The following is a 26579-nucleotide window of genomic DNA, read 5'->3' on the forward strand; positions in this document are numbered from 1 at the left end:
TAGCCGCATGGACCTCGCCGCCGCGCCCCGCACGGATGTCCTGACGACGCCGGACGGGGCGCGGCTGCGCTGGGCCGCGTGGCCGGAGCCGGAGGGGCGGGTGCGCGGCACCGTGCTGATCCTGAACGGCCGCAGCGAGTTCATCGAGAAGTACCGTGAGACCGCGGGCGAGCTGATCGCCCGCGGTTTTCGCGTCTTCGGCTTCGACTGGCGCGGCCAGGGCCTGTCGTCGCGCACGCCGGCGGGCGACGAGACCGGCCATTACGACAGCTTCGACCCGCTGGTGCAGGACGCTGCCCGGTTGATCGACCAGGTGGTGCGGCCGGCGGGGCAGGGGCCGCTGATCCTGCTCGGCCATTCCATGGGCGGGCATCTGGTGCTGCGGCTGCTGGCAGACCGGCCGGACCTGGCGGCGGGCGCGATCCTGACCGCGCCGATGGTCGTGCCGATCGCCATGCCCGTGGCGCAGCGGGTGGCGCGGCTGCTGTCGCCGATGGCGGCGTCGTTCGGCCGCGGCCGCCGCTACGCCCCGGGCGAGGGCGGCTACGACGCGCAGCGGCTGATCGACCCGCGGCGACTCTTGTCCAGCGACCCGGTGCGCAACCGCATCCAGGCCGACTGGTTCCGCGACCATCCGGACTACCGCGTCTCGGGCATCACCTGGGGCTGGCTCGCCGCCGCCTTCCGGTCCTCCGCCGCGATCCTGCGAGAGGCGCCGTCCATCCGGGTGCCGGTGCTGATGCTGCTGGCCGGGCAGGAACGGCTGGTCGACAATGCGGCGTCCCGGCGGGTCGCCCGATTGCTGCCGCAGTGCCGGGTCAGCGTCTACCCGGACGCCCGGCACGAGATCCTGATGGAACGCGACGACATCCGCAGCGCCTTCTGGCGCGACGCCGACGACTTCCTGGCAACGCTGGCGCCATGAGGCGGCGGCACTTCGCCGGCTGGCTCGCCGGCGCGCTGCTGGCCCGGCCGCTGCTGGCCACGGCCCAGAGCCCTACTCCCGAGCCGCAGCTCCCGGCGGCCCCCGCGCCGCAGCCGGTCGATCTCGAGCTGGTGCTGCTGGTCGACGCCTCGGCCAGCATCACCACCGGCGCACTCGACTTCCAGCTGCGCGGCCATGCCGCCGCCTTCCGCGACGACAAGGTCAAGGCGGCCATCGCCGCCGGCCCCGGCATCGCGGTGACGGTGGCGCGCTTCGACGGCCCGCGAACCCTCAAAGTGTTGCTGCCCTGGCGTCGGCTCGCCAGCGCCGCCGATGCCGATGCCTTCGCCGATGCCGTGCTGGCGGCGCCGGCGGGGCAGGAGACCGGGTCGACCGCGATCGGCAGCGCCGTGCTCGACGCCCTCGAGCTGTTCAAGGGCAGCGGCTTCGACGGCCCGCGCCGGACCATCGACATCGTCTCGAACGGCTTCTCCAACGCCGGGGTCGATCCTTCGCTGGCCCGCGACACGGCGGAGGCGGCCGATGTCACGGTCAACGCGCTGGTCATCCTCGACGAGTACGACTGGCTCGAAGGCTATTACCGGCAGCAGGTGATCGGCGGCATCGGCGCCTTCGTCCGCACCGCCGAGGGCCGCGACAGCTTCATCCAGGCGCTGATCGCCAAGCTGATCGACGAGATCGTGTAGCAACCCTGACGATCTTTTCTTCTTGTCATTGCCGGGCTTGACCCGGCAATCCAGAGGGTCTCGACATCTTCTGGATGCCCGGGTCAAGTCCGGGCATGACAGTTGAAGATGGGCCACCGTCCCGAAGCCGCCATGCCTTCCTGATGTACCAGATCCTGACCGACCACTCGCTGCAATCCGCCAACAGCTTCGGCATCGCCGCGCGCAGCCGCTACGCCGTGGAGATCCGCGACGAGGCGGAGCTGCCGGCGGTGCTGGCGGATCCGCGCTTCGCCGGGCTGCCGCGCCGGTTGCTGGGCGGCGGCAGCAATGTCGTGCTGACCGGCGATTTCAACGGGCTGACGCTGCTGATGCGCATTCCCGGCCGGCGGCTGGCGGGGGAGGGCGCCGAGGCGGTGCTGGTCGAGGCCGGGGCCGGCGAGGTCTGGCACGACCTAGTCGCCTGGACCATCGCCCAGGGCCAGCCGGGACTGGAGAATCTGGCGCTGATCCCGGGCACGGTCGGGGCCGCGCCGATCCAGAACATCGGCGCCTATGGCGTGGAACTGGAGGAGCGGTTCGAGAGCCTGCGCGCCTTCGACATCGCGGCCGGCGGCTTCGTCACGCTCGACCGCGCGGCCTGCCGGTTCAGCTATCGCGACAGCCTGTTCAAGCGCGAGCCGGAGCGCTGGATCGTTACCGGCGTCACCTTGCGCCTGCCGCGGCCCTGGGCGCCGGTGACGACCTATCCCGACCTGACCCGGGTGTTCGCCGACCGGGCGGATGTGGCGGCGGCGGAGATCTTCGACGCGGTGGTCGCGGTGCGACGACAGAAGCTGCCCGACCCGGCGGTGATCGGCAATGCCGGCAGCTTCTTCAAGAACCCGATCGTGCCGAGTGCCCAATATGACGACCTCACCGCGTCCTTCCCCGGCATCGTCGGCTATCCGCAGCCGGACGGAAGGGTGAAGCTGGCCGCCGGGTGGCTGATCGACCGCTGCGGCTGGAAGGGGCGGGCGGTCGGCCGCGCCGCGGTGCACGACCGGCAGGCGCTGGTCCTGGTCAATCGCGGCGGCGCCACCGGCGCCGAGATCCTCGACCTGGCCCGGCAGATCCAGAGCGACGTCCGCGCCACCTACGGCGTGGCGCTGGAGCCGGAGCCGGTGATCCTCTGAGACCGGGATCTGTCAGGCCGGGCCGGCGAAGCGGGCGACCAGGACTTGGCAATAGGGACGCCCGAGCTCGCGGGCCCATTGCTCGGCCCGGTCGATCTTCGGCTGCAGCTTTGCCAGGGCCTCCCTGTTCCAACGCTCCCTGACGGGGCCGAACGGGAACGCATCCGTCTCCGAATCGATGCCGACGAAGGGCAGGATATCGTCGTCATGGGTGGAGAGTTCGGCCTCTGCGGCCAGACGGAGAATCAGCCGTGCCCCTTCGATGTAGGAGAGACGGCCGTCCAGCATGTCCTGCGCGGCCCGGGCGATGGCTGCCTTTGCCTGATCGATGGCTGGGTTCATCGGGACAGCTTGCCAGCGGCGTGCCGGCCGGACCAGTCCTTCCTCCTACGGCATCGCCCCGAGCGCGTCGGCGAAGAAGTCGGGGCCGCCGAAATTGCCGGATTTCAGCGCCAGCACCATCGGGGGTTCCTGGCCGACGGTGTGGAGCACCGGCACGCCCGGGGCGATCTCGGCGCCGATGCGGAAGGCGGGCAGGGCCAGGGCGTCGACCACGGCGCCGGAGGTCTCGCCGCCCGCCACCACCAGGCGGCGCACGCCGGCCTCGACCAGGCCGAGGGCGATCCGCGCCATCGCCTGCTCGATCGCGTGGCCGGCGGCGTCGCGGCCGAGCTTCTGCTGCACTGCCGCCACCTGCTCGGGCGGGGCGCTGCTGGCGATCAGCACTGGCCCCTCGGCGCGATGGCGTTCGGCCCAGGCGAGGGCCCGCCCGACCTCGCGGGGATCTCCGGCCAGCGCCTCCGGGTCGAGGCGCAGGACGGGCATGCTCCGCTCCGCCGCCGCGATCTGGCCCAGCGTCGCCTGCGAGCAGCTTCCGGCCAGGATCGCGGCCGGGCCGTCGATCGGGGCCGGCGCCTGGGTCCCGCCCGAGGCGGTGATCCGGCCGGCGGCGACCAGCGCCCTTGCGATGCCGAGGCCGAGGCCGGAGGCGCCGGTCGACACCGGCTGGTCCAGCGCCACCACGCCCAGCGTCTCCAGATGCCGGTCCAGCACCGCATCGGCGATCACCGCGCCGGCGCCCTCGGCCGCGCGCTGCCCGAGGGCGTCGCGCACCGCCTGCGGCCCGGCTTCCACCACGGCCAGTGGCAGCAGGGCGACCGGCGACCGGCTCTGCCGGCCCAGCACGCGCACCAGGTTCGAATCCCGCATCGGGTTCAGCGGGTGGTCCTTCAGCGGGCTCTCATGCAGCGGCACGGTGCCGACGAAGAGATGGCCGAGATAGACCGTCCGCCCGGTCTCGGGAAAGGCGGGGGTGACCAAAGCGGGGCCGGCGCCGATCTCGGCCCGCAGCGCGTCGGTCACCGGGCCGATGTTGCCGGCATCGGTCGAATCGAAGGTCGAGCAGATCTTGAACAGCACATGGCCGGCGCCGCGGCCGCGCAGCCAGCGGGCCGCCGCCAGGCTGCGCTCCACTGCCTCGGCGGCCGGGATCGACCGGCTCTTCAACGCCACCACCACGGCGTCGACCGCCGGCAGATCAAGGTCGTCGCGCGGCACGCCGATGGTCTGGACCGTGCGCAGCCCCGCCTTGGACAGGGTGTTCGCGAGGTCGGAGGCGCCGGTGTAGTCGTCGGCAACGCAGCCGAGCACGAGGGTCATCGTCTCCTCCTCATCCGTTGCGGCCGGCATAGGGCGCGAACCAGCCCAGCCCTTCGAGCGTGCCGGCGCGGGGCCGGTACTCGCAGCCGATGAAGCCGGCATAGCCCAACCGCTCCAGCTCCTGGAACAGGAACGGATAGTTCAGCTCCTCGACATCCGGCTCGTGCCGGCCGGGCACGCTGGCGATCTGGATGTGGGCGGTGATCGGCAGCAGCGCTCGCAGCGCCATGGTCACGTCGCCATGCAGGATCTGCCGGTGGTAGCAGTCGAATTGCAGCTTCAGATTGGGCAGGCCTAGCTCGCCGATCAGCGCCGCGGCCCGGTTGAAGTCGCCCAGGAAGTAGCCGGGGGCGTCGCGGGTGTTCAGCGGCTCCAGCAGCACGTCGACACCCCGGGCGGCAAAAGCCTCGGCGGCGAAGGACACCGCGTCGCGCCAAGCCAGCTGCGCCCGCGGGTCGGCCGGATCGGCATTGCCGCTCATCATGTGCACGCGGCCGACGCCGGTGGCCTCGGCATAGGTCAGCGCGGTGGCGACCGAGGCGCGGAACTCGTCCGCCCGCTCCGGCAGGGCGGCCAAGCCGCGCTCACCCCTGGCCCAGTCGCCGGGCGGCAGGTTGAACAGCGCCTGGGTCAGGCCGTTGCGGGCCAGCCGCTCGGCGATCGCTTCGGGCGGATGCTCATACGGGAACAGGTATTCGACCGCTGTGAAACCGGCTCCGGCGGCCGCGTCGAAGCGGTCGAGGAAGTCCCACTCGGTGAACATCATGCTGAGATTGGCGGCGAAGCGCGGCATCTATCCCTCCTTCGACACGCCGGGCAGGTCGAGGCCGGCGATCTGCGCATAGAGCCGGGCGACCGAGGCGTCGTCGTCCCGGCCCATGCCGGCGGCGGCGGTCATCAGGAACATCTGCAGCGCCGCGCCGGCCACCGGCACCGGGAACTTGCCGCTGCGCGCCATGTCCATGACGATGCCGAGATCCTTGGTGAAGATGTCGACCGCGCTGCGCGGCGCATAGTCGCCGTCCAGCACATGCGGGATGCGGTTCTCGAACATCCAGGAATTGCCGGCCGAGGCGGTGATCACCTCGTAGACCCTGCGGATGTCGAGGCCCTGGCAGGCGGCGAAGGCGATCGCCTCGCAGGCGGCGGCGATGTGCACGCCGGCCAGCAGCTGGTTCACCATCTTGAAGGCGGCGCCGGTGCCGGGGGCATCGCCGAGCTCGTACAGCTTCGCCGCCATGGCGTCGAGCGCCGGCCGGGCCGCGGCGAAGGCGGCCGCGCTGCCGGAGGCGAGGATGGTCAGCGCCCCTTCCGCCGCGCGCTGGGCGCCGCCGCTGATCGGCGCGTCGAGATAGTGCCGTCCGGTCGCCTCCAGCCGCTCTGCCATGGCCCGGGCTGCTTCCGGCGCCATGGTCGCGGACGAGACGAAGACCGAGCCCTCCGGCATCGCCGCGGCGCTGCCGGCCTCGCCGAACAGCACCGATTCGGTCTGGGCCGCATTGACCACGACCGAAACCACGATGTCGGCGCCGGCCGCGGCTTCGGCCGGGGTCTTGGCGCCGGTGCCGCCGGCGGCGACCAGGCGCTCGACCGCGGCGGCGGAGAGATCGCAGCCGGCGACCTCGAAGCCGGCCCGGCGCAGCGACAGGGCCATGCCCAGCCCCATCGAGCCGAGCCCGATCACGGCGGCGCGACGGCCGGCGGAGGTTTCGTTCCCGGTCATTCTGTCCTCGGCGGTTGAGCCACCGCATGGTTCCCGGCCGCACCGGTCCTGGCAACGGCAATTCGGCGCGACCCAGCGTCCCGCCTGGATCGATGTGTCGCCACCGATGCTGCTAGGATGCGGGCCGGATCGGCCGGGAAGGGACGGAGTCGTGGACGAGACCAGGCTGCGCGAGGACATCTGCCGCTTCGGCCGCTCGCTGTTCGAGCGCGGGCTGACGCCCGGCTCCTCCGGCAACATCAGCCTGCGGCTGGACGATGGCGGCTGGCTGGTGACGCCGACCAACGCCTCGCTCGGCTTCCTCGAACCGGCCCGGCTGTCGCGGCTCGACGCCGAAGGGCGGCTCTTGTCCGGCGACAAGCCGACCAAGGAGATCCCGCTGCACGGCGCGCTCTACGAGACGCGCGGCTCGGCCCGCGCCATCGTGCATCTGCACTCGACCCATTCGGTCGCGGTGCCGATGCTGCCGGGGATCGACCCGAAGGCGGTGCTGCCGCCGCTGACCGCCTATTACCTGATGCGGGTCGGGGCGACGGCGTTGGTTCCCTATTATCGCCCGGGCGACCCGGCGGTGGCCGACGCCATCCGCGGCCTGGCTGGGCGCTATTCATCGGTGCTGCTGGCCAATCACGGGCCGGTGGTGGCGGGCGAGAGCCTGGAGGCCGCGGTCTACGCGACGGAGGAGCTGGAGGAGACGGCGAAGCTGCACCTGCTGCTGCGCGGCCTGAATCCCCGCCTGCTGTCGCCGGGCCAGATCTCGGAGCTGAAGGAGGCGTTCAAGCTCGACCTGCCGGGGGATGACCACGGGCACGAGCATTAGAGACCGGCCGGCTCAGTCCTCATCGACACCGGGCGTGGCGCCCCGCCGCGCGGCGACGCCGGCGTAGCGGCGCAGGCTCCACAGCAGGGGGGAGGCGTCGAGGGTCTCGACCTCGGTGACGAGGCCGACGAACAGGATGTGGGTCGACACCTCGGTCAGGCCGATCAGATGGCAGTCGATCACGGCGACCGCCCCCTCCAGCTTCGGACGGCCGGACGGCCAGGCGGACCAGATGCCGCGGGTGAAGCGCTCGGTGCGGGGGATCGCCAGCTTGCCGGCGAAGGCGTCGGCGACCTCGTCCTGATGCTCGGCCAGCATGGCGACGGAGAAGCCCTCGGTCGCTTCGATCACCCCGGCCATGGCGCTGCTGCGGTCGATCGAGACCAGCATGGTCGGCGGATCGGCGGCCAGTGCCATCACCGCCGTGGCCGTGCGCCCGTGCCGGGTGCCGTCGGCCTCGGTGGCGGCTACCACGCAGATGGTCGCGGTCAGGCGCGACAGCGCCTCGGCGAAACGGTCGCGGGGCACCGCGGGCGGGTGGCGCGGGTCCGGGTTGAGGCGAAGCGAAGTGCGCGCGACCAAGGTCTGTCCCTGAGGGCCGTCGGAAAAGGGCGCCCGCCAGCCCGATTCCCTTGAAGGAAACCTGACCGGCGGGCGGGGTCGGCGTCAGGCGGCCTTGAGCTGGGCTTCGGCGAACTCGTAGTTGGCGAGCTTGTCGAGGAAGTTCTGGGCGTAGTCCGGACGACGGTTGCGGAAGTCCAGATAGTAGCTGTGCTCCCACACGTCGAGGCCGAGCAGCACCTTGCCCTCGCCGGTGGCGAGCGGGTTGGAGCCGTTCGGGGTCTTGGTGATCTTCAGCTTGCCGTCCTTGCCCAGCACCAGCCAGGCCCAGCCGGAGCCGAACTGGCCGATCGCGGCCGCCTTGAAGGCATCCTTGAAGGCCTGCACGCCGCCGAGATCCTCGGTGATCTTCTGCTCCAGCGCGCCCGGGATGGCGCCGCCCTTCGGCGACAGGTTCTGCCAGAACAGGATGTGGTTCCAATGCTGGCCGGCATTGTTGAACACCGGGGCCAGGTTGTCCTTGCCATAGGCGAAGGCGACGATCTCCTCGAGCGACTTGCCCTTCAGCGAATCGTCCTTCTCGACGAAGCCGTTCAGCGCCGTGACATAGGCCTGGTGGTGCTTGCCGTGATGCAGCTCCAGCGTCTCCTGGCACATGCCGCGCTCGGCGAGGGCGTTCTGCGAGTAAGGCAGCTGGGGGAGTTCAAACGCCATGGTGGTGCTCACTTTCTGATCGGCTTGGTTGTGGAAGGATGCGGTAGGCGCAACGGCGCGCCCCCGCCTGGATGTGCTCCGTGCGCTCCACCCGGGCCTCCGGCCCGAGCACGCGGCGGAACAAGTCGAACTCGGAGCGGCAGAAGCCCTGGCAGGCCGCCGCCGCGGCGCAGATCGGACAATGATTCTCGACCAGAAGGAAGCCGTTTTCGTCTTCCTCCCACCCAGCCATGTAGCCCTCGCGGGTGCGAAGGCCAGCCAGGGTGGCGATGCGGTCGCGCAGCGTCGCCGCACCGGCCACGGCATCGGCGTAGCGGGCGGTGGTCTCGGCCTCGCGCGCGGCGATCAGCCGGTCGAGGGCCGCCTCGCCCAGCTCGCGCCGGACGCCGGCGATCAGCCCGGCCACCATCTCGGCATGGCCGTCGGGGAACCGGGCATGGCCGGCGGCGGTGAGGGACCAGAGCTGGAGCGGCCGGCCGACCCCGGCGCGCTGCGGCGCGGATTCGACCAGCCCGGCCTCGGCTAGCTTGACCAACTGCTGCCGCGCCGCCTCCCCGGTGGTGCCGAGCGCGGCGCCGAGCGCCGCGGTGCTCTGGCTGCCGCGTGTCTTCAGCAGCAGGAGCAGCCGCTCCGCCGCCGTCGCCGGCTCCCGGGAAAGATTATTGTCAAAGTCCATGCTTTGAAAATAGATGGCGGGCGGCCGGATCGCAAGCCGGCCGTCATTGGGACAGGAAGAATCCCCGTCTCTCAACCTCGGTCAGATCGCGGCGCTTCAACTGGTAGGCCTGGTCCCAGATTTGGGATCCGAAGGGCAAGAGCGTCCAGTGTCCCAGCGTGTGGTCCGCGGAGACAGTGACAAGGCGCTGGCCATCGGGGCTGAATGCGACGCTGAGGACCGCGGCCTGGTGGCCGGCGAAGGCATGCACTTCCTGGCCGGTATCGACATCCCAAAGCCGCGCCGTTCGGTCGCCGGAAGCGGTCGCGATGCGTCGTCCATCGGGGCTGAACGACGCGCCCACGAACCAGCCCTTATCGCTCGTGAGCGTCTGTAAAAGTTGGGCTGAATTCGCGTCCCAGATCTTTGCGTCTCGGGATAGGATTACGACGCGCTGTCCATCGGGGCTGAACGCCGCATCCATGATGTTATCCGTATGACCCGCAAGTGTTGCCAGCAACTGGCCGGTCTCGACATTCCAGAGTCGCGCCGTTCCGTCCCCTGACGCGATCACAACGCGTCGCCCGTCGGGGCTGAACGACGCGTCCACGAACCAGCCCTTATCGCTCGTGAGCGTCTGTAAGAGCTGGGCTGAATTCGCGTCCCAGATCTTTGCGTCTCGGGATAGTGTCACGACGCGCTGTCCATCAGGGCTGAACGCCGCATCCAAAACTGCGTCCGCGTGCCCGACGAGCGTTTTCGGCTCCCCGGACGTGTCCAGATCCCAAATCTTTGCCGTAACGTCCCCTGAGGCGGATACGACCCGCCGGCCGTCGGGACTGAAGGTCCCGCTTGAAACGAGATTCACGGGTCCGTCGAACGAGCGCAGGACTTTTCCGGTCTCCGCGTCCCAGAGCCATGCCTCATGATCCTGGGACGCGGTCACGAGGCGGTGTCCGTCTGGAGTGAAAGCTGCGCTCCAAATCTGAGTCCGTGGCCCGGCGAGCGCATGCGCCTCCCAGTTCGGCTTGACCCTCCAAACCGATGCCGAAGTATCGTCGGATCTGGTCAGCACATGCTGCTCATCCGGGCTGAACGTCGCTGCCCGAACCGCACCGCTATGCCCTGAAAGCGACTGCAGCTCCTGGCCGGTTTCGGCATCCCAGATCTTCGCGGTATGGTCCTCGGATGCCGTCACGATCCGTCGCCCGTCGCGGCTGAAGGCAGCGCTGAGGACGCCGTCCGTGTGTCCAACGAGCTTGAGCAACTCCTGGCCGGTCGCCGCGTCCCAGACCCGCGCCGTCTTGTCCCCGGACGTCGTCACGATGCGCTGACCATCGGGACTGAACACCGCATTTGAAACCCAGCCGTCGTGCCCGATGAGGACCTGCAAGACTTCGCCGGTCTCCGCGTCCCAGATCCGCGCTGTGCCGTCGGAGTATGTGCTCACGATGATCCGGCCGTTCTCTGGGCTGAATGCTGCGCTTGCGACATAGCCCGTGTGTCCCTTGAAAGGGCGCTCCTGATATGCGTTGATGCCTCGGACTCTGAAGGCACCCGACGATTCGAGCAGGACGTACTGACTGTCGGGGCTGAAGGTGACGCTGCTGACACCGACCGGTCGTCCCATCACAGTATAGTTGCCCTTCACCAGATCCCAGATTACGGCCATGCCGTCGCCCGAATGGGTTGAGAGGTATCGGCCGTCGGGGCTGAACGCCACGCTGTCAATCGGCTCCTCATGTCGGCGAAGTTCCTGTTCCTTGACCAGCTGGCCTGTTTCGACATCCCAGATCCGTGCCGTCTTGTCGCTGGACGCGGTCACGACGCGATGGCTGTCGGCGCTGAACGCCGCACCCAAGATGCCTGATTTGTGTCCGACAAGATCATGAAGGACCTGTCGGGTCCTGGCGTCCCAGATTCGCGCCGTGCCGTCTTCAGACGCCGTGACGATGAATCGACCATCGGAACTCCACGAGGCCGCGGTGATCTTGCCGGCCTGCTGGAGGCGCTGAAAGTCCACGCCGGTGTAGATTGCATGCTCCAGGGCGATGGAGAGGGCCGGCATATCCTCTCGGCTGATGCGGTTCAGCTCGGCCCTGGACGTCCCTTCCGGATCCATGGCGAGGGCAAGAAGCAGCCCTCGCTCGGGCCGCCCCGCATCCGTCTCCTTGATGGACAGGCCGGCGGCCATCAGGACGCGGCTCTGTTGCGCCTCCCGAGCATTGCGGGCCGACATCATGGCCTGGTATCCGCCGAAGACGGCGAGCAGGGCGACGATCACGCCGGCTCCTGCGATCCATATCCGCAGGCGCTTCTCTGCCGCCAGCTTGGCCGACGCCGCCGCCAGCTCCTGCCGACGTGCGGTCTCCGCCAGCCGGGCGGCTTCCTTCTCCTCCTCCGCCCGCTGGCGCTGCGCGAGGCTCGCCTTGATATAGCCTTCCTCCGCCGGGCTGAGCTCGTCGTGCCGCCGGGCCAGCCAGTCCGTCGCCTGGGCCAGCATGCCGCCGCGCAGCAGCGGCCCCTCGTCGGCCGGGTCGGCCGACCACAGCTCGACATTCGGTCGGATCTGCCGCAGCCAGGACTGGAAGGTACGGTCCCGGTTGATCCACTCCACCAGCTTGGGCCAATGGCGAATCAGCGCCTCATGCGCCACCTCGACGGTCTCCCGCGAAAAGGCGGGCGCATTGGTCACCACCAGCCGGTTGTCCTCGCCGGCCAGGCGCTGCGCCAGCGACCAGGCTTCGTCGCCGAGCTCCCGGCGCTCGACCACCCGCCGGGTGTCCTCCTGGCCCTCGCCGAGCGTCACCAGCCGGGTGAACAGGCGGCGGAAACCCTTCTCCATTTCGGGATTGGCGCCGCCCCCGGTCAGCGTTGCGAAGACCGCCTCCGCCCGTTGCGCCAACGCCCCCTCGACCCCGCCGATGTTGTCATAGCATCGGCGCGTGATCTTTCCCTTCTCCTGCCGCCCCCACATCTCGCGCAGGGCGAATTGCAGCAGCGGCAGGCTGCCGGGCTTGCTCTCGACATCGTCCAGCAGGGTCTCCGCCAGGCCGGGCTCGAACGCGACTCCGGCGTTCTCGGCCGGGCGGAGAATCGCGGCCTGCAACTCGTCCCGGGTCATCGGGCCCAGATTCTCGACACGGCCCTGCAGCGCGTCGGCGAGCGGCCGGTGGCGCAGCGCGCGGCCATAGAAGTCGGCCCGCAGGGTCAGGATCAGGCAAATGTCGGGCGCCTCGCCCACCGACGGATCGGGGAACCCAGCCAGCAGCACGTCGATGAAGCGGGCCCGCACCGCTTCATCCTCGACCAGGGTGAAGGCTTCCTCGAACTGATCGGCGATTAGCAGGATTCGCCGCCCCTTGTTGCGGCTGCGGCAGTCGGCAAAGACATCGCGCAGGGTCAACTCGCCCTTGGCGAGGCTCTCCGCCAGCTGCCTGGTGTTGCGCAGCCGCTCGGTGTCGGAGTCGCTCGCGACGTAGAGCGGCACCAGGGCCCGGGCCAGCGCCAGGAACGGGTTGCGTTCCAGCTCGGTGCCGATCCGAAAATGGCTGAAGCGCCAGCCGCCGGCCGCGTGCAGCCGGGGCGCGAGGCCTGCCAGCACGACCGAGGACTTGCCGCTGCCCGAGGCGCCGACCAGTGCCGTGAAGCTCTGTCGGCCGACCGCATCAGCCAGGCGACCGATCGCCGCGTCGCGGCCGAAGAACAGATCCGCGTCGCCCGGCCCGAAATAGGCCAGACCGGGATAGGGGCTGGGCGCGAGCGGCTTGGCGTCGTCCGGCGGCGGCGCCGTCTCCTCGGCAGCGCGGTTGTAGATGGTGAAGTTCTCGATGACCACCGAACCGGCGCCGGCGATACCCTGGATCTGGCCGCCGGTGACGGTCGTCTCGATCGTCCGGTCCACCATGCGCCTTCCGCCTGCTAGCGTTTCGGCGGCGCGCCGAACGTCATCGAGCCGATCTGCACATTCTGGGCTCCGGCGACACCCTGCACCACGCCGCCGCTCATGGAGAACTGGATCCGGGCCACCGCCTCGCCGTCGACGCCATGCGCCTTCATCTGCTCGACCAGCTGCCGCAGCGCCTCCAGCACGTCCGGGTCCTCGGCAACATTCGCGGCGGCGACCTTCTCTTCGAGCACAGCGGCCTGGGCCTTGGAGGTCGGGTCCTCCTCGATCGCGGTGATGGCCTCGCTGACCGGAGCGGCATCGCCCCATTTGCGGCGGATCACCGCCTTCAGCGCTTCATAGGCGTCCTTGACGCCGGATTGAATCATATCTGAGGCCAGGGCCGGGAGGATGGCAAGAATTGCGGTCGTAATCGGATCCATGATGCGTCCCCTATCGACAATGGGAGTTGTCTCGCGGGATTTATCGAAAATGTTTCAGGCCAATTAATAGACATTCATGATGACCGCAAACGCTGCGAGTATCAATCAAGTCTCTGGATTCTGTCTCGCCGATTGAAAGCCAATCACGAGTGCTGTGCACAAAGCGAGCTGCCGGGGAATGCGGCCAGGGGAGGCGGAGACCCTGGTGGCGCTGCTGGCAGCAGCCTATAGCAACCTGCGCTTTCGGCCGGCCGTGTGATCCTGCTCGACGCCTCGCCCTTTGGCGCGCTGCTCTACCATCATGCGCCCGCCGCCACATGGCAGGCGCGTCGCCGCGGCCCCTTCCGCTGCGCTCGGGATCGGGGCCAAGGTGGGCGTGGTGCTCCTGCAGCGAGTCGACCCGCATGAACCTTCTCTCCTCCTGGCAGTTCTGGGCGCTGCTCTCCGCCGTCTTCGCCGCCCTGACCGCGATCTTCGCCAAGGTCGGGATCGAGGCGATCAACTCCGACCTCGCCACCTTCATCCGCACCGTCGTCATCCTGCTGGCGATCGGCGGCATCGTCGCGGCCACCGGGCAGTTCCAGCCGGCCTCCTCGATCTCCGGCCGGACCTGGACCTTCCTGGTGCTGTCGGGCCTGGCGACCGGGGCCTCCTGGCTCTGCTACTTCCGGGCGCTCAAGCTCGGCCAGGCGGGGCAGGTGGCGCCGATCGACAAGCTCAGCGTCGTGCTGGTGGCGGTGTTCGGCGCGATCGTCCTGGGCGAGACGCTGTCCGGGGTGGCCTGGCTCGGTGTGGCGCTGATCGGCGGCGGCGCGGTTCTGGTGGCGGTCGGATGACGCCGATCATCCGGCGGATGCGCCCGGGCGAGGAGGCGGAGCTGACGGCCCTGCTGGCCGCCGCCTACGGCCATGCGCGCTTCGGCCCAACCGTCCTGCGCCTGGCCGGCATGGCCGACGCGGCGATCCATGTGCTGGAGGCGGAGGGCGCGTTGCGCGCTGCGGCGGCGGTGGTCGACTACGGCCGGGCCGCCTATCTCGGCATCGTCGGCACCGACCCGGCGATGCAGGGGCGCGGCTTCGGCCGCCGCATCGTCGAGGCGGCGCTGGCCCCGGTGCCGGCCGGCCGCGTGATCCTGCTCGACGCCTCGCCCTCCGGCGCGCCGCTGTACGAGACGCTCGGCTTCGTCGATGTCGACGCCTCGGTGGTGCTGGAGGCGAAAGGGCCGGTCGAGGCGCCGCCGGTGCCCGGCCTCGCGCCGATGGCGGAGGCCGACCTGCCGGCCGTCGCGGCCTATGATGCGGCGGTGTTCGGCGCCGACCGCACGGCCGGGCTCACGGCGCTGTTCCGTGAGCACCCGGCCGGCATGCTCTGCCGCCGCGACGGGCGTGTGACCGGCTACGGGCTGCGCCACCCGGACCGGATCGGCCCGGTGCTGGCCGAGGACCAGGACACCGCGGCGGCCCTGGTCGCGGCGCTGTCCGCCCTCGCGCCGGCGGGGCCGATGACGATCACCGTGCCCTCCAGCCATGCCGCCATGCTCGACCATCTGCGCCGCCGCGAGGTGCCGGAGCTGCGCCGGCTGCGCCACATGCGCCGCGGCGGCGACCGCCACCCGAGCGACCGGGGACGGATCGCCGCCATGGCCAGCTTCCACCTGGGGTAGGGGGCTTACTTCTCCGCCAGCGCCGCCAGGATCCGGGCCCAGGAGCGGATGCCCTTGTGGAAGCTGGTCAGGTCGTACTTCTCGTTCGGGCTGTGGATCTGGTCGTTGTCCAGGCCGTAGCCGACCATCACCGAATCCATGCCCAGGATGCGCTTGAACGACCCGACCACCGGGATCGAGCCGCCGGAGCCGATCAGCATCGCCGGCCGGCCCCATTCGTCCTGCAGCGCCGCGCGGGTGCGGGTCAGGGCCGGGCTGTCGATCGCCAGCGACAGCGCCGGGCTGCCGTCGCGCGACCAGAACTCGGCCGAGCAGTCGGCCGGCAGCCGGGATGTCACGAAGCCGTGGAAGGCATCGCGGATCCTGGTCGGGTCCTGGTCGCCGACCAGCCGGAACGACACCTTGGCGAAGGCCTTGGACGGGATCACCGTCTTGGCGCCCTCGCCGGTATAGCCGCCCCAGATGCCGTTGACGTCGCAGGTCGGCCGCGCCCACAGCCGCTCCAGCGGCGCGCGGTCGCGTTCGCCGGCCGGGACCGACAGCCCGATATGGCGCAGGGACTCGGCCTCGTCGAAGCCCATCGACTGCCACTGCGCCTTCAGCTGGGTCGGCGCCTCGGCCACGCCGTCATAGAAGCCGGGCACGGTGATGCGGCCGTCATCGTCGTGCAGCGCCGCCAGGATCCTGGTCAGCACATGGATCGGGTTGCGGGCGGAGCCGCCATAGATGCCGGAATGCAGGTCGCGGCTGGCCGCGGTGACCGTCACCTGCTCATAGACCATGCCGCGCAGGCTGGTGGTGATCGCCGGCGTCTTCGGGTCCCACATGCCGGTGTCGCAGATCAGGGCCAGGTCCTTCGACAGCTCGTCGCGGTTGGCCTCCAGGAACGGGTTCAGGCTCGGGCTGCCCGATTCCTCCTCGCCCTCGAAGAACACGGTGATCGGCAGGGGCAAGGACCCGGTCACCGCCTTCCAGGCGCGGCAGGCCTCGACGAAGGTCATCAGCTGGCCCTTGTCGTCCGAGGCACCGCGGGCGCGGATGCGCTTGACGCCGTCGGCCCCGGTCTCGATCCGCGGCTCGAAGGGCGGGGCGTGCCACAGGTCCAGCGGATCGACCGGCTGCACGTCGTAATGGCCGTAGAACAGCACCGACGGGCCGGCGCCGGCGGTGACGGCATGGCCGACCACCATCGGATGGCCCGGCGTCGGCCGCACCTCGGCCGCGATGCCGGCCTCGGCCAGGTCGGCGGCGAGCCATTCGGCGGCGGCGCGGCACTGCTCCTTGTAGACGGGGTCGGTCGAGATGCTCTGCAGGCGCAGGAACGCCATCAGCCGATCGAGGCTGGAATCGAGGTCGGCATCGATCGCCGACAGGACCTGGTCGAGCGTGCTCACGGGAAGAATCCTCTGGGAAACGCGGGTTGGAACGACCCTAGAGTAGATCCGGCCCCGGCGGAAACGGGGAAGGGAGCGTCTTCAGCCCTTTCGTCCCGCCATATGGCGGAGATAGGCGATCACCTGTTCGATCTCCCGGTCGCTCATCTGCTCCGGCGTGAAGCCCTGCATCTTGCGGTCCGGCCAGTCGCGCACCGTGGCCGGGTCGCGGATCAGCGCGTGCAGCGCCGCCGGCGCCAGGTATTCGATCGGGTTCATCGGCCGGTTCAGGTCCGGCCCGACCTCGGCCGACCCGGCGCCGTTCAGCTTGTGGCAGACCAGGCATTGGGTGACGAACAGCGTCTGGCCGCTGCGGATCGGGTCGGCCGCCGTCAGGGCCGCATCGACCGCCAGCTCCGGCCAGCGCGCGGCGGGGGAGGGCTGGGTCGCCAGCCTGGCCATCTGATAGGGCCATTGCTCGCTGCGCACCGTCGCGGCCTGGTCGCCGGTCCACACCAGGTAGAAGGTGCCGGCGCTGACCGTCTTGTCCGGCAGGGCGGGCCAAGGGGCGTCCGCCGGCTCGACCGCCACCCAGGCGATCACGGAACTCGAATCGGTGTTGAGGATCAGGTCGACCGGCAGCTGCGCCGCGTAGCCGTCCGTCGCCACCGCCTCGATCACGGTGTCGGGCGGCGGCGTCAGGCCGGCGATCAGCCCTGCCGCCGGCACGGCGCGATAGGTCATGGCGCGGCCGTAGATGGCATCCTTCGCCACCTCGATGGTGGCGGCGTCGGGCCGGGCCAGCAGCTGGTCGCGGGTGAAATGGCGGGTCTCGCCGCCGATGGTCAGGTCCAGCGCCGGCTCGGCAGCACCGGCGGTGGCGGCCCACAGCAGCAGGCCGATGACAGCAAAAATGCGCATGATTGCCTCCCCCTTGCAGCGAGAATGCGCCGCGAGGGATAGGAAACCATGCCACCGGGGTGAGTCGCCAGCGCGCGGACGGGTCAGGCCGCCTTTCCGGCTGGGGCCGCAGGGCGGATCGATGTGTCGCCGGCCAGCAGCGGCCCGGCGTCGTCCTCCAGCGCCTCCAGCCGCAGCAGCGCCAGGCCGATGCCGTCACGGCTCGACCGCATCTCGCCGGCTTCGCGGCCGTCGCGCAGGATCAGCGTGCCGGGCTCCGGCGCCGGGCCATCCAACAGCACCGGCGCCAGCCGCTTCTTCAGCAGGCCGCGATAGCGGGTGCGGGCGGTCAGCTCCTGGCCCATGTAGCAGCCCTTGTCCCAGGCGATCGCGTTCAGCGAGTCGTAATTCGCCTCCAGCAGCACCGTCTTCTCGGGCACCAAGTCGCGGCTGCCGTCCGGCACGCCGAGGGTCAGGCGCAGCCGGTCCCAGGCCTCCGGGCCGGCCTCGGCCAGGCCGAGGCCTTCCAGCGCGGCCCTGGCCGTCGCCTTCGGCAGCAGCGCCCGGGCGCCGAGCGCCGCCGTCCGGGCGTCGACATGGGCGATGCCGTCGGCCAGGGCCCGCGTGGCCCCCGGCTCATTCGGCAGGCCAAGGGCGGCGTTGCCGGCCTCGCCCGGGATCGCCGCCACCGTCCAGTCGGCGGTGACGTCGGCCAGCTCGACCTTGGAGCGCAGCTTGTACATCCGCAGCCGCCGGAACAGGTCGGCGCCGCGCCCGGCCTCGCAGTCGAGCAGCCAGGCATCGCCCAGCGCGACCACGTGGAAATCGTGCAGATACTTGCCCTGCGGCGTCAGGAAGGCGGCGAAGACGGCACGGTCCGGCGCCACCTTCCGCATGTCGTTGGAGACCAGCCCCTGCAGGAAGGCGGCCCGGTCCTCGCCGGTCAGGCGCAGGACGTCGCGCTCCAGGAAGGTGAATTCGGCCATGGCATCGCCCGGTTGCGGATCGGCATCTGCAGGAAGAGGTGGGCCAAGTCCGGTGGTAGCGCAAGCGCCTGCGAGTCTGACTTGCGACGGAAGCGGCGCGCTGCGTCGTGAAGGGGACATCAGGCACCCATGGCGGTGCGCAATGTCGAGAGCACCATGAAGACGAAGTGGATTGTCGGTTCCGCGCTGCTCGCCCTCGTCGCCGGCACCGCCATGGCGGCCGCCCAGGGCGCGCCGGACGGTGGCTGGCGCGGCGGCTTCTTCCGCCAGCTCGACACCAACAAGGACGGCAAGATCGAGCGGACGGAGGTTCTGGCCTGGTCCGAGGCGCGGTTCAAGACGCTGGACACGGCAGGTGACGGGGCGCTGACCGAGGCGCAGTATGTCGACGCCATGATCGCGAAGATCCGCCCCCGCCTGGAACAGCGCTTCGACAAGCTCGATGCGAACAAGGACGGCAAGGTGACCGCGGCTGAATTCGAGGCGCCGGCTCTGGCCCGCTTCGACCGCCGCGACACCGACAAGACGGGTGTTCTGTCGATCGATGACCTCAAGACTCACCGCAACTGAAGCGTGGCCGAGAGCGACGATGCCCTGGTGGCGGCGGTGGCGGCGGGAGACGCCGCCGCCTGCCGCCGCCTGGTCGACCGGCATCTCGGACGCCTGCTCGCCTTCGCCCAACGCATGCTGGGCAGCCGCGCCGATGCCGAGGACGTGGCCCAGGACGCGTTCCTGGCCTTGTGGAAGGAGGCCGGGCGCTGGCGGCCGGACGGCAGCGCCACGGTCTCGACCTGGCTCACCCGCGTCACCTACAACCGGGCGATCGACCGGTTGCGGCGGCAGCCTTCGGTGGCGCTCGACGCGGTGCCGGAGCCGCCGGACCCCGCTGCCGGCGCCGAGGCCGGGCTGCAGCGCGCCCGGGTCTCGCGCCGGGTCGGGGAGGCGCTGGCCCAGCTGCCCGAGCGGCAGCGGGCGGCGATTCTGCTCAGCCACTACGAGGGCCACGGCAATCGTGAGATCGGCGAGGCCCTCGGGGTCGGGGTCGAGGCGGTGGAATCGCTCCTGGCGCGCGGCCGGCGCGCCCTCCGCCAGGCCCTGGCGGCGGAACGGGCCGATCTGATGGGAGAGGTGTGACATGGCCGAGATGACGCTCGATCGGTTCCTCGATCTGCTCGACCGGCACGGTCCGGTGATCGACCGATGGCCCGCCTCCGATCAGGACGGGGCGGAGGCGCTGCTGGCGGCCTCGGCCGAGGCGCGATCCGCCATGGCCGACGCCCGGGCGGTGGCCGCCGCGCTCAACGATCTGCGGGTGGCTCCACCCTCGGCGGCGATGCTCGGCCGCATCCTCGACGCGGCGCCGCGGCCGCGCCGCTGGATTTCGGAAATCCTGTCCTGGCGGCCGGCGGTCGCCTTCGCCGCCGCGCTGGTGGTGGGCGTCTATCTCGGCGCCATGGTGCCGACGGTGCAGGCCAATGACGACGACTGGTCGACCCTCGGCTATGCCCTGGCCGACGACGTGTCGCCCTTCGGAGGAACGCCGTGATTGCACGCTCGTGGCGCTGGGCCCTCGTCGCCTCGCTCGCGCTCAACCTCCTTCTGCTCGGCGTGCTCGGCACCTGGCTGTGGCGCTCGGATTCACGGTCCGATCCGTCGGCGCTGGCCGAGGCCGTCGCGACCCTGCCGGAGCCCGACCGCACCACGCTGGGGCATCTGCTCGACCAGCGCCGCGCCGAGCGCAAGGCGATTTTGGACGACCTGGGCCAGTTGCGCACGGCGACGACCGAGGCGATGTCGGCCGACCCCTATGACCCCGCCAAGGCCGCCGCGGCGCTGGCGGCGATGAGCGACAAGTTCAACGAGCTCCGCGACGTGGTGGAGGGGACGGTGCTCGAGATCATGCCCAAGCTGCCGGCCGAGCAGCGGCGGAAGATGCTGGAACGGCGCAGCGCGCTCTGGCGGCTGTAGGGCCTGCGACTCCTACTGGGGCGCGATCGGCCGCAGGATCAGCACGTCGAGGTCCGCGCTGGGGGTGAAGTCGGTCTGCCGCACCTCGAACCGGGTTGGCGAGATCTTCTTCACCCCCTCGGCGCAGAAGCTGACCAGGTTCCGGGCGTCGCCCTTATCGACCACCAGCCGGAAGTCCTTGATCGGCGCCGCCCAATTCGCGCCGGTCGTCAGGATGTAGGAAACCCGCTGCTCGCTGAACGGCATGCCGTCCTGGCCGGCCTTGGCCTGCGCCCGCTCGACCGCGGCGAGGAAGCTCCGGTCGATGCAGTAGCGCCGCACGTCGTCCGCATGTTCGGGGGTGCCGGCGGCATAGGGCGAGCCGATCACCGACCCGACGCTCGATCCGGCGGCGGGCGTGTAGCGGTGCTCGATCACCACCTCGCGCCCGGCGGGGAAGGTCTGCTGGAAGTGGTAGGTGGTCTTCAGCGTCCAGCTCGGGACGACATGCTGCTCCCAGCCCTGGCCGGAATCGAATTCGTTGACGGCGGCGAGGCCGAGCCCGATCAGCTCGTCCCGCTGCGCCTTCGGCAGCGCGGTCAGGCCGTCATAATCGGCATCGGGATACAGCGGCACGCCCAGCTTGCGCAGCAGCGCCGTCTGGTCGACGCCCTCGGCGAAGGCCTTGATCTCGACCTCGGTCGCCACCGGCCTGCCGTCGGCCTTGGTCGAGAAATCCAGGAAGTTCTCGCTGCCGGGATGCGGCACGGCGGTCAGCCCGCCGATGAAGTCGAGCGTCACGTCCGGCATCGGGAAGGCGACGGTCACGGTCTTGTCCTGCGCCGCGCGGTTGAAGAAGCGGTAGCTGACCCGGATCTCCTGGGCCGAGACATACAGGTCCTCGGACCTCATCTCGATGTCGGCGGTCCGGGTCAGGACCAGCCCGCCGGCGGCCAGCTCGGCCGTCGAATCATTGGCCGAGGCGCCGGCCAGCGGGGCGAGGAGGGCGGCCAGGCCGAGCGAAAGGGCGGTGAAGGCGGTGGTCACGATCGGCTCACGGCAGTCGGCTCCCGCTGCAATGTCGCGCGCCGGATCGGGCTTTTCCAGGGCGCCGTTCCCTCGGGAACAGGGGGCGGAGAGCGAGTGCCGTAAGCAGAGGCCTGCTGACCAATGATGTCGCGGAGACCCTCATGGCTGCGGAGAACGCATCCCTCGACCACGGCGGGGCGGAGACCGGCGTCTCCTGGTACACCGTGCGGAAGATCGTCACGATCGCCTGGCTGGCGATCCTGCTCGGCTTCGCCATGCAGGCGCTGGTGCTGTCGGCGCGGGTCTCGGCCGGGGGCCAGATCCCCGGGATCCGGTTCCTGGCCGATCTGGTGCAGGGCATCACCTGGTCCGTCCTGGTCTGCTTCGGCGTCAGCATGGGCACCGTCCTGGTCAAACTGCGGGCCGTGCTGGCCGGGATCCTGGCCGCGATCTGCACCCCGGTCGCGATCGGCGCGGCCAATGCCGGGCAGAAGGTGATGGCGGCGTCGCTCGGCGCCGTCGGCCAGCCCGCCGTTGTGCCGCTCGTCGTCATCGCCGCGGTCAAGGCGGTCGAATACGGCCTGCTGGGCTGGCTGCTGGGGCGGATGGTGCAGCGCGGGGCGAAGGGGCCGGCGCCGTTCCTGCTGGCGGGTGCCGCGACCGGGCTGGTGTTCGGCGGCACCATCACCGCCCTGACCTGGCAGGCCCTCTCGGCCGGCGGCGCCACGCCCGAGCTGCCGCGGATGGTCGGTGTCGGCGTCAACGAGGTGCTGTTCCCGATCGGCTGCGCCCTGGTAATCTTCCTCAGCCAGTTCGTCCGGTTGCCGGGAAAGTAAGGTGGCCTAGCATTTGCGGTCCGGCAGGCGGTTGTCGCAGACGGCGGCGGTCCACAGAAACCCGATGGCCTCGTCGCGCATCTCTGCCGTCACCGGCAGATCCGCACTCGTCGCCGCCGGCGGCAGGCGCCAGGAGCGCTGGATGTCATAATAGGCATCACGGCCCTCGATCATCCGGTGCACCATGTACTCGCCTTTGCCCCACCGTTCGGTCCTGCCGCAGAGAACCGCCTGGGCGGCATAGGGGTAGGGACCGTCGGACCGGACCGTCGGCGGCTCCACGAGTGGCGCCACGGCGCATCCCGGCCCGGCCCGGAACCTCTGATCCAGTCTCTCCGCCAGCACCGCCAGCGAAGGCGCCGCCCGGCGATCGATGGTCATCACCGCGATCATGTCGGTCCACCGGTCCACGGTCTGGCCGGCAGGAACGTATTCGGACAGGATCATGCCCGGCATCGGGCCGCGATTGGCCAGGATCCATCCCTGGGGGATGGGAACCTGAAGCATCTCGGCCATCCGGTCCTTCTGGGCCGTGCCCGGCGGCGATGGCGGGGGCGGCTCGGTCTTCGGGGCGCAGCCGGCCGCCGCGCCGGCCAGCAGGATCGGCAGCAGCATTCTGCAGCGCCGTCCGGCCGGGCCGCGCGTCGAAGGCCGCCCGCGACCATCCGGTTCCAGGCTCATTTGCCTCTCCCCGTCTGATGGCGCCTTCGGCCCAGAAGACGGTGGGATTGGGGCCGAATTGCGCTGATGGAGAGAGGAATGGGGAGGCGCTCGGGCGCAGCCTTTCGCCCGGCGCATGGCCGGTCGGATTGCCGCCACACTCTGATCCCCTTGCGTTCCCGCCCCGTTCGGCGCTATCAGGGCGCCGCATGCCGCAATGTGCCCGGCCGGCCCTGATGCCGGTGGGTCGCTGCGGCACCCCGATGCTGCGAGGCGAAGCGGCGTCCGGGGGCGACGGATCTTGTGCGGTCGTTAAAAGTCCAACAAAAACAGCGCATTATAAAACACGATCCGCGCATCGTTTCGATTGTTTCCGTTCCGGCGTCTCCCTATACTCCGCGCCGCTTAGGCTCGGACGAAGGCCGGCACGTCAGACAGTGAGTGGTTGTTGCGATGACAGCGATGCTTCTGCCCCCGGATTATCGGCCGTCGGATGATGAAGACTTCATGAATCCGATGATGCTGGAATATTTCCGGCGCAAGCTTCTGAAGTGGCGGGCCGACCTCCTCGCCGAATCCAACGCGACCCTGAGCAGCCTGCAGGATGGCGGCATCCAGGAGCCGGATCTGACCGATCGGGCCTCCGCCGAGACCGACCGTTCGCTCGAGCTCAGGACCCGCGACCGCGAGCGCAAGCTCCTGTCCAAGATCGACTCCGCGATGCGGCGGATCGAGGACGGCTCCTACGGCTTCTGCGAGGAGACGGGCGAGCCGATCGGCGTCAAGCGGCTGGAGGCGCGGCCGACCGCGACCCTCAGCCTCGAGGCGCAGGAGCGCCACGAGCGGCTGGAACGCACCCACCGCGACGATTGACCGATCCCCGCGGCGCCGAGAGGCGCCGTTGTCGTTGGCGTGTCTTGGGCCGAGAAGCGCCGTTATCGTTTGCGTGTCTCGGGCCGAAAGGCGCGGTTCTCGTCTCCGCCTCGCTGCGTGTCCGTGTTAGGGTGGCGGCGAGGGGCTTTCAGATCGAGGGTATTCGATGCTTCGTGGCGCAGCGCTTTTCGCCGCCGTTCTCGCCGTCTCGGGCTGCGGGATCGATCCGGTGACGCCGAAGGAGACTCGCGTCGACTATGCGGGTTTCATCAACAGTGCGGATCAGGCCGCCATCTACGCCAACTCGCAATGCGCCCAGATCAACCGCCTGGCCGTGTTCAAGGTCGAGGACGTGGTCGAGGGCCGCAAGGGGGCGACCTTCCAGTGCCTGCCGGTGCCGAACTGCTATCCGGTCGAAGCGGCGGCGCCGGGGCAGCCGGTCGCGCTGGCGCCGGTTGCTGCTCCTGCTTTCGTGCCGGCCGCCTCGGCCCCGACTGTGCCGGGACAGCCCTACATCGTTCCGCCCGCCGCGGCGGCGCGATTCCAGGGGCCGGTCGTGGCCATGGCTCCGGTGTCCTCGGCGCGCGACCGCCGCGCCGCGCGCCGCGCGGCCGGACCGTCGGTCGAGGATCAGTCGGACGACACCTACATCCCCTTCGCCGCGGCCCCTGTCGCCGCCGGCGAGCAGCCGCAGCGCGTGCCGTCCTATGAGACGATCAACGTGCCGACCGGCCCGAACCCGGTCTCGGCGGAGGCCCCCGGCCCGTATCCCGAAGGCTCCTACGCCACCGCCGCGGAGCCGAGCTGGCGGCGGGCGGTGACCTGCAAGCCCAACGCCACGCTGCCGCTGGCCGTGGACCGGCTGCCGACCGGCGACGTCTATCCGTTCTGAGGTCTGATCGGACCAGCGCGGAAGGCCGGATCATTCCCTGATCCGGCCTTCCGGCATTATCAGCCGTGCCCTCCTGGAACCGCCCGGATCGGCAGGTGGATGTCGGTGATCAGCGCCGCGGCCGGGGTGCTGCGCGGGTCGTTCAGATACTCCTCGAAGATCGGCGCCTCCGCCGGCTCGGCGCCGCTGGTCGGCAGCCAGGTCCGGTACAGCCAGGCATAGGACCGCTCCAGCTCGGCATAGGGGCCGGTGTGGCGCAGCACCGCGTGCGGCCCGCCGGCGACGGTGCGGAGGGCGACCTCGCTTTCGCCGGCGACGCCTTCCGGCACCTCCAGGCAGGCGTCGGAGCGGAGTGCGTCGGGCGGCATTGCCGCCGGGTCGTCGTAATAGATGCCCAGGCTGCGGGCCCCCGGGCGCAGCAGCTGGCGGGCGCGAGCCCACGACATCAGGATGTCGAAGCTGCGGCCGACCTCCAGATAGGGGCCGATGTGGCGGACGGCGGCGACGCGGATCGGCGCCAGGCTGCGATAGGTCACGTCGGGCATGGCTGTCTCTCCTTCGGGTGAGTCGAAGGGGAATGACCGGCGCGTGCCGCGATAGGCTCCCGGCGGCTGGCCGTAGCGCTCGGCGAAGGCCCGGCTGAAGGCGGCGGTGCTGCCGTACCCCGCCCGGCGGGCGATGCGGGCCACCGCCGTCTCGCTTTCCAAGAGGGTGCCGGCGGCGCGGTGCAGGCGCAGCCGGCGCACCGTGTCGGCCACGGTCTCGCCCAGCAGGTACCGGTAGGCCCGGTGGAAGTGGTACGGCGAGAAGCAGGCCACCTCCGCCAGCCGGTCCAGGTCGATCGGGTCGTCGAGATGGGCGACGATGTGGTCGATCACCCGCTGGATGCGGGCGAGGTGGCGGTCGAGCGTGGCGTCCTTGGGCATCGGTTCGTTCTCCCGGCCTTGGTGTTAGCCCGAAGCGGATTGATCCTGCTTGCGAAGCTGCGGCCGCGAAAGAGGCCTCGGACAGCCGGCCTTGCTCGATGCGAACAAAACATGTACAAGAGCTGCATTGACGCGGCGTATGGCGCCATGCAACTGGAAGGGACTGGTGATGTCGACCCCGACTCTCCGCGTTGTGGAAAGAGCCCCGATGGACAAGACCAAGGCGCTGGAAGCCGCCCTGACCCAGATCGAACGCGCCTTCGGCAAGGGGTCGGTGATGAAGCTCGGGGCACGGCCCCAGGTCGACGCGGAGGTGATCTCGACCGGCTCGCTGGGCCTCGACATCGCGCTCGGCATCGGCGGCCTGCCGAAGGGCCGGATCGTCGAGATCTACGGACCGGAAAGCTCGGGCAAGACCACGCTGGCGCTGCACGCCGTGGCCGAGGCGCAGAAGGCCGGCGGCACCTGCGCCTATATCGATGCGGAGCATGCGCTCGACCCGACCTATGCCCGCAAGCTGGGCGTCAACATCGACGAATTGCTGATCTCGCAGCCCGATGCCGGCGAACAGGCGCTGGAGATCACCGACACCCTGGTCCGCTCCGGCGCGATCGACGTGATCGTCATCGATTCGGTGGCGGCGCTGGTGCCGCGGGCCGAGCTCGAGGGCGAGATGGGCGACAACCAGCCCGGCCTGCAGGCCCGGCTGATGAGCCAGGCGATGCGCAAGCTCACCGGCTCGATCTCGAAATCCAACAGCCTGGTCGTCTTCATCAACCAGATCCGGCTGAAGATCGGCGTGATGTTCGGCAATCCGGAGACGACGTCGGGCGGCAACGCGCTGAAGTTCTACTCCTCGATCCGGCTCGACATCCGCCGCATCGGCGCGATCAAGGACCGTGAGACCGTCACCGGCAACCAGACCCGGGTCAAGGTGGTGAAGAACAAGATGGCGCCGCCGTTCCGCGCCGTCGAATTCGACATCATGTATGGCGAAGGCATCTCGAAGACCGGCGAGCTGCTCGACCTCGGCGTCCAGGCCGGGGTGGTGGAGAAGTCGGGCGCCTGGTTCTCCTATGACGGCCAGCGCATCGGCCAGGGCCGCGAGAACGCCAAGGTCTTCCTGCGCGACAATCCCGAGACGGCGAAGGCGATCGAGGCCAAGATCCGGGCCAATGCCGGGCTGGTCTCCGACCGCATGATGGCCGCCGGCGGGCCGGAGGGCGGCGTCGACGGCGACGAGTGAT

The 26579-nt window shown here is 70.2% G+C and carries 29 protein-coding genes; 14 read left to right on the plus strand and 15 right to left on the minus strand.

Annotated features, from left to right (window positions below; genetic code table 11):
• Window positions 1–7 precede the first annotated feature (7 nt).
• From ACTOWL_RS17005 to murB, 3 genes are all read left to right on the plus strand, one after another.
• Window positions 8–925 carry an alpha/beta fold hydrolase gene (locus ACTOWL_RS17005; RefSeq protein WP_441322440.1) on the plus strand — a complete coding sequence of 306 codons (918 nt, stop codon included), beginning with the start codon at window positions 8–10 and terminating at the stop codon, window positions 923–925.
• The gene (locus ACTOWL_RS17010) at window positions 922–1632 is read left to right on the plus strand and encodes a DUF1194 domain-containing protein (RefSeq protein ID WP_441322441.1); all 711 of its coding nucleotides are present in this window, start codon (window positions 922–924) and stop codon (window positions 1630–1632) included. Before ACTOWL_RS17005 ends, ACTOWL_RS17010 begins: the two co-directional genes overlap by 4 nt.
• Window positions 1633–1727: 95 nt before the next feature.
• Window positions 1728–2786: a UDP-N-acetylmuramate dehydrogenase gene (murB, locus tag ACTOWL_RS17015; RefSeq protein ID WP_441322442.1), complete on the plus strand. Its 1059-nt coding sequence runs from the start codon at window positions 1728–1730 to the stop codon at window positions 2784–2786.
• 12 nt (window positions 2787–2798) lie between these two features.
• Here the strand turns inward: murB and ACTOWL_RS17020 are convergent, their stop codons facing one another.
• From ACTOWL_RS17020 to ltnD, 4 genes are read right to left on the minus strand one after another with little or no spacing between them, the layout of a single operon-like run.
• Complete coding sequence (locus ACTOWL_RS17020; RefSeq protein ID WP_441322443.1) at window positions 2799–3128, minus strand: hypothetical protein; 330 nt, start codon at window positions 3126–3128, stop codon at window positions 2799–2801.
• Between the two features lie 45 nt (window positions 3129–3173).
• Complete coding sequence (gene otnK / locus ACTOWL_RS17025) at window positions 3174–4445, minus strand: 3-oxo-tetronate kinase (RefSeq protein WP_441322444.1); 1272 nt, start codon at window positions 4443–4445, stop codon at window positions 3174–3176.
• 10 nt (window positions 4446–4455) lie between these two features.
• The gene (gene otnI, locus ACTOWL_RS17030; RefSeq protein ID WP_441322445.1) at window positions 4456–5238 is read right to left on the minus strand and encodes a 2-oxo-tetronate isomerase; all 783 of its coding nucleotides are present in this window, start codon (window positions 5236–5238) and stop codon (window positions 4456–4458) included.
• Window positions 5239–6168 (minus strand): L-threonate dehydrogenase, encoded by a 930-nt coding sequence (gene ltnD, locus ACTOWL_RS17035; RefSeq protein WP_441322446.1) that lies wholly within the window; start codon window positions 6166–6168, stop codon window positions 5239–5241.
• Window positions 6169–6319: 151 nt separating this feature from the next.
• On the opposite strand from ltnD, the gene otnC reads away from it, so the two are divergent.
• Entirely contained in the window at window positions 6320–6988 is a 669-nt protein-coding gene (gene otnC, locus ACTOWL_RS17040) for a 3-oxo-tetronate 4-phosphate decarboxylase (protein ID WP_441322447.1), read from the plus strand.
• A gap of 12 nt (window positions 6989–7000) precedes the next feature.
• Here the strand turns inward: otnC and ACTOWL_RS17045 are convergent, their stop codons facing one another.
• The 5 genes from ACTOWL_RS17045 to ACTOWL_RS17065 all read right to left on the minus strand — a co-directional run bounded on the left by ACTOWL_RS17045 (window position 7001) and on the right by ACTOWL_RS17065 (window position 13247).
• A complete protein-coding gene (locus tag ACTOWL_RS17045) occupies window positions 7001–7570 on the minus strand; it encodes a flavin reductase family protein (protein ID WP_441322448.1) in 570 nt (189 codons plus the stop codon).
• A gap of 84 nt (window positions 7571–7654) precedes the next feature.
• Complete coding sequence (locus ACTOWL_RS17050) at window positions 7655–8263, minus strand: superoxide dismutase (protein ID WP_441322449.1); 609 nt, start codon at window positions 8261–8263, stop codon at window positions 7655–7657.
• Complete coding sequence (locus ACTOWL_RS17055) at window positions 8253–8939, minus strand: helix-turn-helix transcriptional regulator (RefSeq protein ID WP_441322450.1); 687 nt, start codon at window positions 8937–8939, stop codon at window positions 8253–8255. Before ACTOWL_RS17055 ends, ACTOWL_RS17050 begins: the two co-directional genes overlap by 11 nt.
• A 43-nt stretch (window positions 8940–8982) precedes the next feature.
• Complete coding sequence (locus ACTOWL_RS17060; RefSeq protein WP_441322451.1) at window positions 8983–12825, minus strand: nSTAND1 domain-containing NTPase; 3843 nt, start codon at window positions 12823–12825, stop codon at window positions 8983–8985.
• Between the two features lie 14 nt (window positions 12826–12839).
• A complete protein-coding gene (locus tag ACTOWL_RS17065) occupies window positions 12840–13247 on the minus strand; it encodes a hypothetical protein (protein WP_441322452.1) in 408 nt (135 codons plus the stop codon).
• Window positions 13248–13651: 404 nt separating this feature from the next.
• On the opposite strand from ACTOWL_RS17065, the gene ACTOWL_RS17070 reads away from it, so the two are divergent.
• On the plus strand, window positions 13652–14083 hold the full coding sequence (locus ACTOWL_RS17070; RefSeq protein WP_441322453.1) for an EamA family transporter: 432 nt from the start codon (window positions 13652–13654) through the stop codon (window positions 14081–14083).
• Window positions 14080–14910, plus strand: coding sequence for a GNAT family N-acetyltransferase (locus ACTOWL_RS17075; protein WP_441322454.1), 831 nt, complete (start codon window positions 14080–14082; stop codon window positions 14908–14910). The genes ACTOWL_RS17070 and ACTOWL_RS17075 overlap by 4 nt, the downstream gene beginning before the upstream one ends.
• A 5-nt stretch (window positions 14911–14915) precedes the next feature.
• Here ACTOWL_RS17075 and ACTOWL_RS17080 read toward each other — a convergent pair whose 3' ends face one another.
• The 3 genes from ACTOWL_RS17080 to ygfZ all read right to left on the minus strand — a co-directional run bounded on the left by ACTOWL_RS17080 (window position 14916) and on the right by ygfZ (window position 18169).
• Window positions 14916–16304 (minus strand): dipeptidase, encoded by a 1389-nt coding sequence (locus tag ACTOWL_RS17080; protein WP_441322455.1) that lies wholly within the window; start codon window positions 16302–16304, stop codon window positions 14916–14918.
• A gap of 81 nt (window positions 16305–16385) precedes the next feature.
• Complete coding sequence (locus ACTOWL_RS17085) at window positions 16386–17204, minus strand: c-type cytochrome (protein WP_441322456.1); 819 nt, start codon at window positions 17202–17204, stop codon at window positions 16386–16388.
• A gap of 83 nt (window positions 17205–17287) precedes the next feature.
• Window positions 17288–18169 (minus strand): CAF17-like 4Fe-4S cluster assembly/insertion protein YgfZ, encoded by an 882-nt coding sequence (gene ygfZ, locus ACTOWL_RS17090; protein WP_441322457.1) that lies wholly within the window; start codon window positions 18167–18169, stop codon window positions 17288–17290.
• Between the two features lie 129 nt (window positions 18170–18298).
• On the opposite strand from ygfZ, the gene ACTOWL_RS17095 reads away from it, so the two are divergent.
• From ACTOWL_RS17095 to ACTOWL_RS17110, 4 genes are read left to right on the plus strand one after another with little or no spacing between them, the layout of a single operon-like run.
• A complete protein-coding gene (locus ACTOWL_RS17095) occupies window positions 18299–18739 on the plus strand; it encodes an EF-hand domain-containing protein (RefSeq protein ID WP_441322458.1) in 441 nt (146 codons plus the stop codon).
• A gap of 3 nt (window positions 18740–18742) precedes the next feature.
• On the plus strand, window positions 18743–19303 hold the full coding sequence (locus tag ACTOWL_RS17100) for an RNA polymerase sigma factor (RefSeq protein ID WP_441322459.1): 561 nt from the start codon (window positions 18743–18745) through the stop codon (window positions 19301–19303).
• A gap of 1 nt (window position 19304) precedes the next feature.
• Complete coding sequence (locus tag ACTOWL_RS17105) at window positions 19305–19715, plus strand: hypothetical protein (protein WP_441322460.1); 411 nt, start codon at window positions 19305–19307, stop codon at window positions 19713–19715.
• Window positions 19712–20137 (plus strand): periplasmic heavy metal sensor, encoded by a 426-nt coding sequence (locus ACTOWL_RS17110; RefSeq protein ID WP_441322461.1) that lies wholly within the window; start codon window positions 19712–19714, stop codon window positions 20135–20137. The genes ACTOWL_RS17105 and ACTOWL_RS17110 overlap by 4 nt, the downstream gene beginning before the upstream one ends.
• 12 nt (window positions 20138–20149) lie before the next feature.
• On the opposite strand, the gene ACTOWL_RS17115 is transcribed toward ACTOWL_RS17110, so the two are convergent.
• Window positions 20150–21163: a DUF4424 domain-containing protein gene (locus ACTOWL_RS17115; RefSeq protein ID WP_441322462.1), complete on the minus strand. Its 1014-nt coding sequence runs from the start codon at window positions 21161–21163 to the stop codon at window positions 20150–20152.
• A 143-nt stretch (window positions 21164–21306) separates the two neighbouring features.
• Between ACTOWL_RS17115 and ACTOWL_RS17120 the strand changes: the two genes are divergently transcribed.
• Window positions 21307–21981 (plus strand): hypothetical protein, encoded by a 675-nt coding sequence (locus ACTOWL_RS17120; RefSeq protein ID WP_441322463.1) that lies wholly within the window; start codon window positions 21307–21309, stop codon window positions 21979–21981.
• A 6-nt stretch (window positions 21982–21987) separates the two neighbouring features.
• Here ACTOWL_RS17120 and ACTOWL_RS17125 read toward each other — a convergent pair whose 3' ends face one another.
• On the minus strand, window positions 21988–22596 hold the full coding sequence (locus ACTOWL_RS17125) for a hypothetical protein (RefSeq protein ID WP_441322464.1): 609 nt from the start codon (window positions 22594–22596) through the stop codon (window positions 21988–21990).
• A 498-nt stretch (window positions 22597–23094) separates the two neighbouring features.
• Here ACTOWL_RS17125 and dksA point away from each other — a divergent pair, with 498 nt between their 5' ends.
• Window positions 23095–23514: an RNA polymerase-binding protein DksA gene (dksA, locus tag ACTOWL_RS17130; protein ID WP_441322465.1), complete on the plus strand. Its 420-nt coding sequence runs from the start codon at window positions 23095–23097 to the stop codon at window positions 23512–23514.
• 166 nt (window positions 23515–23680) lie between these two features.
• Complete coding sequence (locus ACTOWL_RS17135) at window positions 23681–24406, plus strand: hypothetical protein (protein ID WP_441322466.1); 726 nt, start codon at window positions 23681–23683, stop codon at window positions 24404–24406.
• 59 nt (window positions 24407–24465) lie between these two features.
• On the opposite strand, the gene ACTOWL_RS17140 is transcribed toward ACTOWL_RS17135, so the two are convergent.
• Window positions 24466–25332, minus strand: a complete 867-nt coding sequence (locus ACTOWL_RS17140; protein WP_441322467.1) for an AraC family transcriptional regulator — start codon at window positions 25330–25332, stop codon at window positions 24466–24468.
• A 169-nt stretch (window positions 25333–25501) separates the two neighbouring features.
• Here ACTOWL_RS17140 and recA point away from each other — a divergent pair, with 169 nt between their 5' ends.
• Entirely contained in the window at window positions 25502–26578 is a 1077-nt protein-coding gene (recA, locus tag ACTOWL_RS17145) for a recombinase RecA (protein WP_441322468.1), read from the plus strand.
• Window position 26579 lies beyond the last annotated feature (1 nt).

The sequence above is a fragment of the Inquilinus sp. CA228 genome, assembly GCF_052078665.1.
Lineage (GTDB): Bacteria > Pseudomonadota > Alphaproteobacteria > DSM-16000 > Inquilinaceae > Inquilinus.